11 protein-coding genes are annotated in these 12,015 nt (G+C 45.7%); 6 read left to right on the top strand and 5 right to left on the bottom strand.

The window, feature by feature from the left end; genetic code table 11:
• The first annotated feature begins 503 nt into the window (after positions 1-503).
• The 3 genes from ACODJP_RS04815 to ACODJP_RS04805 are packed head-to-tail and all read left to right on the top strand — an operon-like array spanning position 504 to position 3,891.
• On the top strand, positions 504-1,784 hold the full coding sequence (locus ACODJP_RS04815) for a DegT/DnrJ/EryC1/StrS family aminotransferase (RefSeq protein WP_422479055.1): 1,281 nt from the start codon (positions 504-506) through the stop codon (positions 1,782-1,784).
• Positions 1,785-1,797: 13 nt separating this feature from the next.
• The gene (locus tag ACODJP_RS04810) at positions 1,798-2,622 is read left to right on the top strand and encodes a TIM barrel protein (protein ID WP_422479053.1); all 825 of its coding nucleotides are present in this window, start codon (positions 1,798-1,800) and stop codon (positions 2,620-2,622) included.
• A 9-nt stretch (positions 2,623-2,631) separates the two neighbouring features.
• The gene (locus ACODJP_RS04805; protein ID WP_422479051.1) at positions 2,632-3,891 is read left to right on the top strand and encodes a DegT/DnrJ/EryC1/StrS family aminotransferase; all 1,260 of its coding nucleotides are present in this window, start codon (positions 2,632-2,634) and stop codon (positions 3,889-3,891) included.
• Between the two features lie 178 nt (positions 3,892-4,069).
• Here the strand turns inward: ACODJP_RS04805 and ACODJP_RS04800 are convergent, their stop codons facing one another.
• Positions 4,070-5,242 carry a Gfo/Idh/MocA family protein gene (locus ACODJP_RS04800; RefSeq protein ID WP_422479049.1) on the bottom strand — a complete coding sequence of 391 codons (1,173 nt, stop codon included), beginning with the start codon at positions 5,240-5,242 and terminating at the stop codon, positions 4,070-4,072.
• Positions 5,243-5,954: 712 nt separating this feature from the next.
• Here ACODJP_RS04800 and ACODJP_RS04795 point away from each other — a divergent pair.
• Positions 5,955-6,473, top strand: coding sequence for a DUF1566 domain-containing protein (locus ACODJP_RS04795; RefSeq protein ID WP_422479047.1), 519 nt, complete (start codon positions 5,955-5,957; stop codon positions 6,471-6,473).
• A 152-nt stretch (positions 6,474-6,625) separates the two neighbouring features.
• On the opposite strand, the gene ACODJP_RS04790 is transcribed toward ACODJP_RS04795, so the two are convergent.
• Positions 6,626-7,750, bottom strand: coding sequence for an NAD(P)/FAD-dependent oxidoreductase (locus ACODJP_RS04790; RefSeq protein WP_422479045.1), 1,125 nt, complete (start codon positions 7,748-7,750; stop codon positions 6,626-6,628).
• A 199-nt stretch (positions 7,751-7,949) separates the two neighbouring features.
• Here ACODJP_RS04790 and ACODJP_RS04785 point away from each other — a divergent pair, with 199 nt between their 5' ends.
• On the top strand, positions 7,950-8,711 hold the full coding sequence (locus ACODJP_RS04785) for a glycosyltransferase family 2 protein (protein WP_422479043.1): 762 nt from the start codon (positions 7,950-7,952) through the stop codon (positions 8,709-8,711).
• Between the two features lie 6 nt (positions 8,712-8,717).
• Here ACODJP_RS04785 and ACODJP_RS04780 read toward each other — a convergent pair whose 3' ends face one another.
• Together ACODJP_RS04780 and ACODJP_RS04775 are read right to left on the bottom strand one after the other, a co-directional pair.
• Entirely contained in the window at positions 8,718-9,413 is a 696-nt protein-coding gene (locus ACODJP_RS04780) for an SAM-dependent methyltransferase (RefSeq protein WP_422479041.1), read from the bottom strand.
• A gap of 260 nt (positions 9,414-9,673) precedes the next feature.
• Positions 9,674-10,297 (bottom strand): hypothetical protein, encoded by a 624-nt coding sequence (locus tag ACODJP_RS04775; protein WP_422479039.1) that lies wholly within the window; start codon positions 10,295-10,297, stop codon positions 9,674-9,676.
• Positions 10,298-10,439: 142 nt separating this feature from the next.
• Here ACODJP_RS04775 and ACODJP_RS04770 point away from each other — a divergent pair, with 142 nt between their 5' ends.
• Positions 10,440-10,580: a hypothetical protein gene (locus ACODJP_RS04770; RefSeq protein WP_422479037.1), complete on the top strand. Its 141-nt coding sequence runs from the start codon at positions 10,440-10,442 to the stop codon at positions 10,578-10,580.
• 239 nt (positions 10,581-10,819) lie between these two features.
• On the opposite strand, the gene ACODJP_RS04765 is transcribed toward ACODJP_RS04770, so the two are convergent.
• Positions 10,820-11,908 (bottom strand): LacI family DNA-binding transcriptional regulator, encoded by a 1,089-nt coding sequence (locus tag ACODJP_RS04765; RefSeq protein WP_422479035.1) that lies wholly within the window; start codon positions 11,906-11,908, stop codon positions 10,820-10,822.
• Between the last annotated feature and the right edge of the window lie 107 nt (positions 11,909-12,015).

Here is a 12,015-nt window from a genome sequence, read left to right as displayed (position 1 = left end):
TATTCGGATAATCCAAGGGTAATCCTATCGTAAAATCTGTCACCTGGATGGTCTATAGGTCACTTGAATTCTCGTAGCCGGAAATTCAATCGCATAGGCTTTTGAGGGAGATGATTCGAAATCGATGATGCATTCCATTAGATGAATTTTTACGTCACTGGTCCATATAAGGCATATATCGAAGGGCAGAAATCTTGGTGGCTATTGTGGCGGATTTCATGTAAAGGGAGATTCGGAATGTGAGTACATCATAGTGCGATATTACCCAAAAATGTTCCGTAATGAATATTCTATATGGGGGAAGAGGTTTTCTTAAAATCCTTCTTTATCCACCAAGGTGCAATGATTACTAATATATAAAATATATTTAAATTGGCTTAAAAGTTGAAGAAATATATTTTAAATATTGTTTTATATACTTAAATGTTGACAATATTGCACCGTGTGCTATTATTTAAGTCGTTAGTATGTTGAAAATGAAAATATTTTATGGAGGGGTTGTCATGGAAGATAAATTGGCACTGAACGGAGGTCCAAAAACCAAGATTTCGGCTGCATATCCGATGTATCCAGGAGGATTGGAGATAGGGGAAGAGGAGCGGAAAGAAGTCCTGGAGGTCCTGGACAACAAATATCTTTTTCGTTATTACGGTCCAGAAGGTGTTCCTTCAAAGGTCGCCCAATTGGAGAAGGATTTCGCCAAGAAAGTCAATTCTCCCTACGCTTTGGCTGTAACGAATTGTACTGGTGCTCTCATAACTTCCTTGATTGCTTGTGGTATCGGCCCTGGCCATGAGGTTCTTGTTCCTGGCTACACATTCTTTGCTTCCTGTGCTGCGATTGTCGCTGCGAAAGCTATTCCAGTTATTGTTGAGGTTGATGAGACTTTGACCATGGATCCTATCGACATTGAAAAGAAGATTACTCCGCAAACAAAAGCAATGGTGGTCGTCCACATGCGCGGAGTCCCCTGTGACATGGACAAGATAATGGCTTTGGCGAAAAAACACAACTTACGAGTGATCGAAGACGTTGCCCAGGCTGCCGGAGGGACCTACAAAGGTAAATATCTTGGTACGTTCGGAGATTGCGGGTGCTTCTCTTTCCAATACCATAAAACTATCACAGCAGGAGAAGGCGGAATGATTGTTACAGCCGATCCGCGATTATTGGATAGATGTAAGGGATATCATGATACAGCAGCTTGCTGGCGGCCAGATAGGTTTGCCGAACAGCGATATGAAGGTGAGTTGTTTGCTGGGACAAACTATCGGATGAGCGAACTTACTGGAGCGGTGATGTTGGCGCAACTCCGAAAATTGGACCGGTTGTTGGGATCAATGAGAGAGAATCAAAAGCGCATCATCAACCAAATTAAAGACACCAAAGGTATTAAGGTCCGACCTGTGCATGATGTCAAAGGTGATACGGGAATTTGCATCATGTTCTATTTGGATGACAAATCTCTGGTTCAACCATTTACTGAAGCCCTTTCTGCCGAAGGAGTTCCTGCGGCTGGTGTCTATAACTCTGGATTGCCTGATTGGCATATCTATGCCCACTGGTCGCATATCATCGAGAAAAAAACTCCAACATCTGAAGGTTGCCCGTGGACGTGTCCATACCACAAGGGACCTGAAGTTGAATACTCGGTCGATATGAATCCGAATACTTTGGAATATTTGTCTCGAGTCGTGCATCTAGATGTTCCTCCACAAATGAGTGAAGAAGATTGCGATTTGACCGCCCAGGCGATAAGAAAGGTAGCCAAAGCATTATTATAGGAAGGTGGTGCTCATGAGAGATATCGGTGTATGTATAGAGCCGTTCTATCAGGGAATGGCATTTGGACAAAAGCTTGAAAAAATCAAAGCTTTAGGATTCACTAGCTACGAATTCTGGTTTCATGACAAGATTTTTACGGGAGATACTCTCATCGATGAGATGAAGGATTTCTCTAAAATTGCAGAATTGAATGCGTCATTGGGATTGAGAACGAATGATTTTGTGCTCAATCATCCTGATGGTGGCATTATTGCAGCGTTGATAAATCGTAATGAAAAACAGAAAATTCTCGATAAATTGAAATACATGATTGATCTAGCCCATCAAATTGGATGTAAAAAATTTATTAGTGGAAGTGGAAATAAAATTACGGGCCTTTCGCAAAAGAATGCTATTGATGCTATGATCGATGCATTGGGGGATATAGGAGAGGTTTGTCAAAAACATGGGATGGAGATAATTCTCGAGCCATTCAATTCCCGTGTGGACCATCCCGATTACTTTCTAGACAATCCGCAAGTAGCAGTAGATGTGGTCAAAGCTGTAGGTAACGATCATGTGAAAATTCTGTATGATATCTATCATATGCAGATTATGTATGGAAATATTTTAGATTTTGTTCGTTCAAAACTTACATACATCGGACATTTCCATATCGCGGGAGTTCCTGGAAGGCACGAACCAATCCATAATGAACTCAATTATCCCTTTATTCTGGATTCTATCGATGCGATGGGATATCAGGGTAGTTATGGTTTGGAATATTGGCCTACCATGGATAGTGATGAATCATTAAAGAAAACAATGGAACATTTGGCACAAGGAATCAAACGATAAGGAGGACGTATGCTCGCTATACGAGGTGGCGTTCCAATTCGTGATACAAATAAAAATCCTTGGCCCGAATGGCCTGTTTGGAACCATGATGACCATACCCGATTATCCAGTATCCTTGATTCCGGTGTGTGGTCATATAGTGGGCCGGCTGAAAGTAAATGTCTCGAACTTTTACAGGATTATTTTGATGGCGCCATGCCTGTATTGGTTGCCAACGGTACAGTTTCTTTGCAACTTGCATTGGAAGCATTGGATATAGGGTATGGCGATGAAGTGATTGTTCCAGGTTTGACTTGGCAAGCCACTGCATCCGCAGTTGTTGATGTCAATGCGATACCCATACTGGTGGATGTTGATCCAGAGACTTGGTGTATCGACTTACATGCCTGTGAGAAAGCGATAACCAAAAACACCAAGGCGATCATTCCTGTGCATCTGTATGGGTGTATCGCCGATATGGATGCTTTGCGGACCCTGGCAAAGAAGCACCACCTTTATCTGATTGAAGATGCATCTCATATGCACGGGGCGATGTGGAAAAATCAGAAGGTGGGAACAATTGGTGATATCGGTAGTTTTAGCCTTCAGATGTCGAAGATACTAACTTGTGGAGAGGGAGGCATACTTCTCACCAAGAACCACAACTATTGGGACCGACTTGAAGCATTACGTAATTGCGGACGGAAAAGACAAAACCAGATAACGGATGCTACCGGTGGCTTATATGGTGAAGAGGGTAACTTCGTTCATTCTGGTAATTACCGAATTACTGAGTTCCAGGCAGGGCTTCTGGTAGGACAAATGACGAGACTTGATAATCAAAATGCTGTCAGGGAGAAAAATGCCCTCCACTTGGATAGTCTCCTCGAAACCTGTGATGGTTTGCAACCCATGCGAAGGGATGCTAGGGAGGTTAGGCGATCTTTCTTCAATTATGCGTTCAGATACGATAGTAAAGTGACAGGGATATCCACATCCATCTTCCGACAGGCTCTATCCGCAGAATTGGGAATGCCGTTCGAAGCTAGTTACCAACCATTGAATGACTGCTCCCTATATCGTCCGCTTACTAAAAAGCGGCACATGTTATCACTGGAATACATCAAGAAATTAAATCCACTCAGGTTCGAACTTCCTGTATGTAAAGATGTTTATAGTCATTCTTCAGTAGTATTTCATCATAAGTTTCTATTGGGAAGCATTGAAGATATGGACTTGATCTTTCAAGCATGTGAGAAAATCCTCGATCACAAGAATGAGCTGGACTAAACCAGTTCTTTCCCATACAAGGCTTTCAAACAAAAGGAAGGACTCCACGCTCCTTTGGGAATCAAAGGAGGTGAAGCCTCCTAATGTGCTTACTCGTACAAACTCAATTTCGGTATTTTTTTTTAAGGTATGACCGGGCAAGAATGGGCTGCATTTCCATAATGTTTCTATCAGAGCATTAGAATTTGATCCATGTAGAATCTTTATCGGAACTCTCTACACATGCGTTGATGAACTTGACCCCATCCACTCCCATATCTCCTGTGGGAAAGTCTAGATCCTCGGGTGTGAGTTTCTCACCATTCTTTTGTTTCATGAGAGCTGTGATATAGGTTTTGTAGATGTTCGCGAAGGCTTCGAAATACCCTTCGGGGTGGCCGCTCGGAATCCGTGAATAGCTTTGGGCGTGCGATGCGAATGCATCCCGACCTCGTGACAAGCGCATAGTCGGTTTGTCCAGATAACTCACGGTAAGATAATTCGGATCCTCTTGTGACCACTGGATGGTTCCCTTGGAGCCGAAGATCCTGATCCGGAGTGCATTGTCGAAGCCGATGGCTATCTGGCTTGCCCAGTAAAGACCTTTTGCTCCGCCCTCATACTCGACCATGATTGTGCTATTATCGTCTAGTTTGCGTCCTTCCACGATCTTATCCAAGCGTGCTGCAAGTTTCTTAATCCGCAGTCCGGTTATGTAGGAGACCAGGTTCTCGACATGGCTTCCTATATCGCCTGTACAATTGGTCTTGCCCGATTGGGAAGGATCCAAGCGCCAAGCCGCTTGCTTGTTTTCGTCGGATTCCGTAGCCGTAGCCAACCACTCTTGAGGGTACTCGGCATTGACAAAACGGATTTCACCGATATCGCCAGAGGCAACCAGCTCTCTTGCGTGTTTGACCGCGGGGTATCCTGTATAGGTATAGGTGACTGCTAAAAGAAGGTTTTTCCTTTTTGCCAATGCGGTAAGTTCGGCGGCTTCTTCCGTATTGAATGTGAATGGTTTGTCACACACTACGGCGATTCCATGGGAGAGGAGGGCTTTTACTGCACCATAGTGTGTTGCATTCGGTGTAACCACTACGGCAAAGTCGATGCAATCTTCCCGCTGGGATTCCTTTTTGGCCATCTCATCGTAGCTAGCATAGAGGCGATCTTCGGCGATTCCCAATGCTCTGCCGGTCTCTAGTGTTTTCTCTTTGTCACGGGAAAAACACCCTGCGGCTATGGATGCGAGTCCGTCTAGGTTGATTGCTTTGCGGTGGACGTCTCCGATAAAGGCTCCGGGGCCACCCCCCACCATGCCGTAGGTGAGTTTTCGTTGTTTATTGTCGTTTTTTAATCCTTCTATCATGTTTTGTCTCCTGATAATTATCCAATACTTTTTTCAAAACAGTCGTCAGTTCCATGGTATGGTACGTTTGGCGAGGAATCAAGCGAAAATAAAATCGAACCTGGTACCAAATATCAGTAATGGTACCAAGGGGATTTGGATGATGCTGTAAAAATATATCTAAAAAAATCTTCAAAATATATAAAATATGTAAATAAATTAACAGATGTGTCTTCTGTATCGTGTGATTCTCGTTGGTTTATGTGCCGCATGCCCTAATATTTAATGCATCTTCACATTATCAATCATGGCTTTTATTGCGTAATCATATACTGGATACTTCCTATGTAAGCTGATTTCCTTCGCTCCATGGTGCATTGGCACGATGAGCTCTGTACGCCCTATTGCTGGAAGTATGCATGGTAATGGGCTGTGTTCCGATACCTTTCTACCATGATTCACAGTTCCTTAATTGATATTTTCTTTATAGTAAATATTTTTCTTGATGCTACATTATTCCTGCCCTATTATAGGGATAGTCTTATACAATCACTAGGTTTTACCCCTTTTTATGGAGGTGGGAGTGGTGGTACGGAAATTTTCATGGTATACGATCGTCATGATACTGTTGGGGGCATTGTTATTAACAATGACTTCTTGTTCTGGTGAATTAGATGGATTACTGGGAAGTTCCGAATTCTCGGTCGGTGATATCGGACCCGCTGGAGGGTACGTGTTCTATGATAAGGGAAGATTTGATGACGGATGGCGCTATTTGGAGGCCGCCCCTGCTGGATGGTTCAAAGGACTTCATTATCCTTCTGATCCCATGTTTATATTTGGATATTATCGTTTCGGTGATGTGAGTTCCGACTTGGTAGTAGGAACAGAAACAGGTATAGGAAAGGGGAAGTCGAACACAGAAAAACTTTTGTCTTGGGTTTTGTTTTGGAATGAAGTATACATATATCCTACTGGAGACAATTTGAAGACCAAGCAATTTGCGGCGAGAATGTGTGCTGATTATGTTGGAGGTGGATATGATGATTGGTTTCTTCCGAGTAAAGATGAACTTAACCAAATGAGAGAAAAACTCTATGTAAATAATCTTGGTGGATTTTCAGATTGGCCATATTGGAGTTCATCAGAGTATGACGAAAACAAAGCATGGGCTCAATACTTTTTAAATGGGAATCAGGGAGGTATTGACCGGGACTTCCGTTACAGTTTAAGACCTATCCGAGCTTTCTGATAGCCTACCAGTTTTTACCATTTCAGCTATCTACTTCTAACCTAATTGTTTGATAGTGACAGGCTTTCTGATTCACTACTTCTCTTTGGAGTCTCGTGCGATCCAGGCATGGGCATTCCTGCAATTTCAATCATGAAAGAAACCTTCGTTTCTCAGGACGGTAACGATAGCTTTTTTCGTCCCTTCATATAGGACGGGAGAATTCGGGAGAAATTCTGGTTTTTCTCCAATACAATCTCTTCACAGAGGTATGTGAGGAAATGCGGATGGCTGAATCCCTTCTTGACCAGGAAATCTTTGATATTCTTGTCTGCCATAAGCTTGCTCAGCAATCGAGCAGATTGACATATACCTGTGAGCTCCTTCAACTCCTTTCGATATATTCTCTCCGTGAATCCTGCTCCGACCTTGCTCCCGATAATCCGACCTGCCAGTAGCGCAGGATAGATACCTTCGCCCAAGACACTATCGACAAGCCCTGTAGCATCCCCAACAAGGAATATATTCTTTGAGGCAAGTTTTTTGGCAGGTCGCCCATTTGGAATGATCGCTCCCTCCACATGTGGCTCATCCACGCCCAGTTGGGCAAAGAGTTGCTTTGCCGCATCCATTACTCTACCACCATCCTTTTTCGTGCCTCCAACACCTACGGAGGCGTACCGATCGGCATGAGCGAAACACCATCCGTATCCCTCGTCAATCAGATCCATATACAGATGGAAACCTTGCGGGAGTGAAGATGGAATGGGCAGGGAGTAATTCTTACCGATACATAATCCATCAGAGCGTCGGGCGTCTCTGTTTAAATATTTCCTCACCATGCTATTGGCACCGTCGGCTCCTATGAGCACGTTGAAACGAAGCGTGCTGCCATTGTCGAGGAGGATTGTGGTGTCGTCGGCGATACGGTTTGCCCGGACTCCCTCGATTACGGATCCTCCCATTTCCTTGAATTTCTTATAGAGAAGGTAGTCAAATTCAAACCGGTTTACCAAAAAGGCACTCTGGGTGAGTTGCAGTTGCAGTTCTTTTCCCTGGTAATGGATGAATACGTCTGAAGATGGGAAGAATACCGAGGTATCCGTACAATCAAGTCCCAATTCTGCAATTTCCCGGATGGCTGGATATGTAAGAAACCCTCCACAGAGTTTCTTGCGAGGGAACACTGCTTTCTCGATGATCAGGACATTGAGATCTCGCTTTCGGAAGTGAATGCCAGCAGTTAGTCCTGCTATGCCTGCGCCAATTATCACAATATCGAATTTCTGCGTATCCATCACATTATTCTCCCTGTTGCTGTCAAGAAGGGATCTTCTTCCACATGCCCTTGGGAGACTATACCATGAGTATATTCTACGGGGAATAATTCTTTCTGCCTCTGGTGATGATTTTAAAGCAGAACCCTGCTTGTATGGTGTGTCCATATGTTCACGGCACTTGTTTTCCCTCCGATGGTTTTTTTGTATCTTTTCACATATGGATACCAATGATACCAAACCAAGATTTTCCATAATCATTACCGTCGGGGAAGATACCAGCAGTCTCGAAGGGGCTGTGCGTTCCTGCCTAGATCAGGATTTTACCGATTTCGAGATCATCATTGTCGATACCGGAGAACGTTTGGGGACTGTGCCGCTTGATATGACCTGGGACGATTCTCGCATTCATGTTATTTCTGCTCCGGGAGCGCTCTCCAGTGAGGCTCGAAATATTGCTTTAGAGCGGGGACGAGGTGACTATGTGCTCTTTCTCGACCAAAGCGATGAGATCCAACAGATGTGGCTTGCTAAAGCGGCAGAAAGGTTATCCCTCTCAAAAGCCGACGCTATCCAATGCGCTACCGTCTATGAGAAGGATGGCCTTACCGGAGGTGTGCACTTGCCCAATGATGCGCTCTTGGGCTTCCATCAACGACTCTTATTCGAACATACCATCCCCACAGCATCCATGATCGTCAGACGTGAGATATGTGGACGGTTCCCTTCCGACAAGAATTTCTGCGGTGATTGGCAGTTTTGGATCGAGACCCTGCGCGGTCGCTCAGTGGACGTCCTTCCCGAATACTATGGCCATATTGCCCAACTCCAGATCGATGAGGCGAAGAAGAGCCAAATTGGATACCAGAGGGAAAAGCTGCAGATCATGAAGCACTATTATCCTCAGTTGCGGTTTTCAATCCGCAAGCTCAGGCAATGGTTGAGAATCCGCTCTGCACAAAAGAAACTGGAGAAAAACTGACTTCGTTCAAGCCTTTTTCCGATATATCAATCCAATGGTATCGAAGTATTTTCCATTCTCCACACGTATCATGTCGATATCATGCTTGGCATAAGGGTTGTCGCAGGATAACCACTCGTCCCATGCCTGTTTATGGCATGTATGGCTGAATGTCTTTACTTTTTCCATCTGTTCGGACTTTGTCCAAAGGTCTTCCCACCACTGTAGGGCATAGAAATCGATATCCTCATCTCCCCAGAACGTAGTAAGTTCTTGCGGGAGCATCGCTTGGGTCAAGCCTTTTTGCAGGCCTGGCATCGATACTGCCAATATTCCCCCGCTCTTGAGCAGGGGGGCGATATGGTCATCGAGGAATTTCGCATCCGTTCCGAAATACTGGTAGGAGTCTACGCTTACCACGGCATCGAAGTACCCTTGTGCGTAGGGGAGGGTGTGTGCTTCTGCGTGGATGGGGATGATGCGATTTTCAAGTTTTTGACTCTTGATTCGCTCAAGGTTTTCGGTTGCCTCTATCCACAAGTCGGTAGCAAACACCGTCGCGCCTTCGTACTGCTCTGCCAAGAAGATCGATGTGAGTCCGGTCCCACAACCAAGGTCGAGTATCCTGGCCTTGGCTGGGAGGTCGATTGTCCCGGTAAGTTCTTCGATGATCCGTAGGGCGCTCGGCCCCATCAAGTTTTGTCTTACGAATTCGTTATCCATCTTTTCCTACTTTCCAGGTTTTATCTCCCTGGACCTGGTTGCCTGCATCCAAAGAGTTTGGGACGCAGGCGGCCTTTTTCATTTCCCAACGAAACGAGGGTAGCCAAACAATTATTGGTAATCCTCTACCGATTGAGAACAGGGAACGTAAGGTGGGACACTGTGCCCGTTGAGCGGTGACCCCTTCCATTGTAGTCTGAATTTTAGAAAACGCAATCTGTTTCCATGGGGATCGGTACTGTCTGTCGGTATGGATACGTTCAGTCTACAAAGACTTTTACCGCGACCGAGTTGTACACGCCGCTCAACTTCTGTGCCCCGATATCTTCAATCGCCTCGTTTGGCACATAGCGGTATCCGTGCAGACCGACTATTGAGAGGGTTCCGCATAGGGTTATCTCGAATCCTGTGCCAACAGAGGCATAGAATGAATTGCCCATGAATACCGGTTCGGCATTGTCTCCATTGTTTGGTTCGCTCATATGGGCTACGCTCATATGCCCCACTTCAAGATGCGCCATTGGGTTGATCCAACTATCCCTAAACAGTCGTACGTCCATCTCTGCGCCCACGGTGAAGTTGAACGATGAGGGTGTAGCGGTGATCTGCAAATCCAGGTCGGAGGAGGGGAAGTCGCTCAGTGCCTGAACCATTGCGAATGCACCTACGGTTGTTCGTTCGGATACTTCGCTTCCGAGAGATATTCCGACAAAGGGAGCCTCTTCGCCAGTTATTTCGCTGGTTCCATGGCTGAATCCGAAATAACTGTCCCGGTGTTGGTGTGTTCTGTCATCATAGTCATCGGCATATAAGAATGCCATGCTGCTTATGATGAGCACGATTGCAGCGATGAGACGGTTGGTGAGCTTCTTTTTCTGTTTCATTGTGATCCTCTATCTTATAGGTTTCGATGCACAAGCATCCTCATTTAAACATGCACGTTCCGTGCCAATTCTAATGTTTTCATGTTGAATTGAAAAACCAATGTGCATTATTGTGGTTTTCACTCTGAAGGAGCTTGGCAATATGACAAGATCCGGTCATTCTTGCCATCGACAGAAGGGGAGGATGGTAATTCTTACCATCTCCCTGGGAAAAAAGCCACTTCGCCACGTACAGATTGCAATAGAGGTACTGCGAATGAGGGCTGCGTTGCTGACAAAGTAACTTGTTCCCACGTACCCCTGCAAATCCAGACGTTCGCAAGGGGGTGGGGTGGGATTGTTTGCTTATGATTCATGGGTGCGTCGGTTTTTTTTACCGTCACAAAACCCCATGGTTTTTACGAAACCGACGATCACAGGTAGCCGTAGCCCGACCACCCCCGCAAAACAGGTCCTAAATGCATGCCGACGTGGAAACGCGAAACACACGAAACACACAAAACTGCGCTACAGTGGTCTGGATTACAGGGTAACGTGGTGAGGTGGCATTTTTCCCAGGGTACCAGAACTGCCTCTGACGATCAGTCGACTCTGATACTCGACACGGGTAACCGGCGCATCGTCGGATTCGAGCACGAGCGGCCGCTGGTGGTCGATCTTGTTCTTAATCAAACGGACCGCACTCTTACCACGCTGGATAATCGAATGTTCTACCGTAGTCAGACCGACACCGGAGAAGTGAGATGGGTAGATATTGTCGAAACCGCAGACACTGTAGTCCTCGGGGATACGGTGCCCCGCATCCTTGATAGCATCGATCACCCCATAGGCGACCATATCATTTATTGCCACGATTGCCGTAACCTGCGGTTTCTCGCTCAAACATTTCTTTGCCAGCTTGTAGCCCGTTCGATGCTCGATATCCACCGTATGTAACTCGGTGAGTGCAGAGATCTCCTCAGTGAAGAGACAGAGCCGTTTGCTGTCAGGAGCATGTTTGAGCGCCTCCTTGAGCCCCTCAAACCGTCTCACTCGCGCACTATGCTGAGAATTCAGACTCGTGGTGATATAGGCGATATTGCGATGGCCTAACTCGATCAGATGGCGACCGACCAACAGACCGGCATTGAAATTATTGACATCGACCGTATCGATCCCCAATTCATTCTGCTTATCGCCTACGGCTACCACTGGAATTGCTTTGTTCAGCTCTCTCACCAGATCCGGTTGCTGGGGAATCATGGCGAAAACGACACCAGCAACAAGAGGGTCCTTGGCGAATTCACAGATCCATTTCTCCTCATCGGTATCCCAGTAGGTCGTAACCAAGAGAGTCCGCAGACCACAGGCCTTGGCCTCCTGCTCCATTCCCTGGATGATCGTGGCATAGTATGGATTGATGACAGAGGGGCAGACAAGGACAATCACCTTCCCGGCCTCTTTATTACGTTTGGTCTCATACCCAAGCGTTCGTGCGATATTGTAGACAGTATCGACCGTCTCTGGTGAAAAGCGTGTCAGACTCTTTCCCGCTAAAATCATCGATACACTAGCTGTCGATAATCCAGCCTGCTCAGCGATATCCCGTAAGGTGACTCTCTTCTTCTCCATATGCAACCCCCTGTTCGGCTCTCTCTTTTTCTGCCTAACTTAAAGTTAAGCATTGTTAAGCAGATAATGCAACAAATATTATAAGAAAAGTCTAAGACTTCGCTTGT

Source organism: Pleomorphochaeta sp. DL1XJH-081, assembly GCF_049310885.1.
Taxonomy (GTDB): Bacteria; Spirochaetota; Spirochaetia; order Sphaerochaetales; family Sphaerochaetaceae; genus CAYZJV01.
The sequence above is the reverse complement of the archived record's forward strand: the minus strand, read 5'-3'. Positions and strand labels throughout refer to the sequence as shown.

What these genes read in the sequence shown, in the direction of transcription:
- ACODJP_RS04815 (WP_422479055.1), top strand. Translation starts at nt 504, where the DNA reads ATGGAAGATAAATTGGCACTGAACGGAGGTCCAAAAACCAAGATTTCG.
- ACODJP_RS04810 (WP_422479053.1), top strand. Translation starts at nt 1,798, where the DNA reads ATGAGAGATATCGGTGTATGTATAGAGCCGTTCTATCAGGGAATGGCA.
- ACODJP_RS04805 (WP_422479051.1), top strand. Translation starts at nt 2,632, where the DNA reads ATGCTCGCTATACGAGGTGGCGTTCCAATTCGTGATACAAATAAAAAT.
- ACODJP_RS04800 (WP_422479049.1), bottom strand. Translation starts at nt 5,242, where the DNA reads ATGATAGAAGGATTAAAAAACGACAATAAACAACGAAAACTCACCTAC.
- ACODJP_RS04790 (WP_422479045.1), bottom strand. Translation starts at nt 7,750, where the DNA reads ATGGATACGCAGAAATTCGATATTGTGATAATTGGCGCAGGCATAGCA.
- ACODJP_RS04785 (WP_422479043.1), top strand. Translation starts at nt 7,950, where the DNA reads ATGGATACCAATGATACCAAACCAAGATTTTCCATAATCATTACCGTC.
- ACODJP_RS04780 (WP_422479041.1), bottom strand. Translation starts at nt 9,413, where the DNA reads ATGGATAACGAATTCGTAAGACAAAACTTGATGGGGCCGAGCGCCCTA.
- ACODJP_RS04775 (WP_422479039.1), bottom strand. Translation starts at nt 10,297, where the DNA reads ATGAAACAGAAAAAGAAGCTCACCAACCGTCTCATCGCTGCAATCGTG.
- ACODJP_RS04770 (WP_422479037.1), top strand. Translation starts at nt 10,440, where the DNA reads ATGACAAGATCCGGTCATTCTTGCCATCGACAGAAGGGGAGGATGGTA.
- ACODJP_RS04765 (WP_422479035.1), bottom strand. Translation starts at nt 11,908, where the DNA reads ATGGAGAAGAAGAGAGTCACCTTACGGGATATCGCTGAGCAGGCTGGA.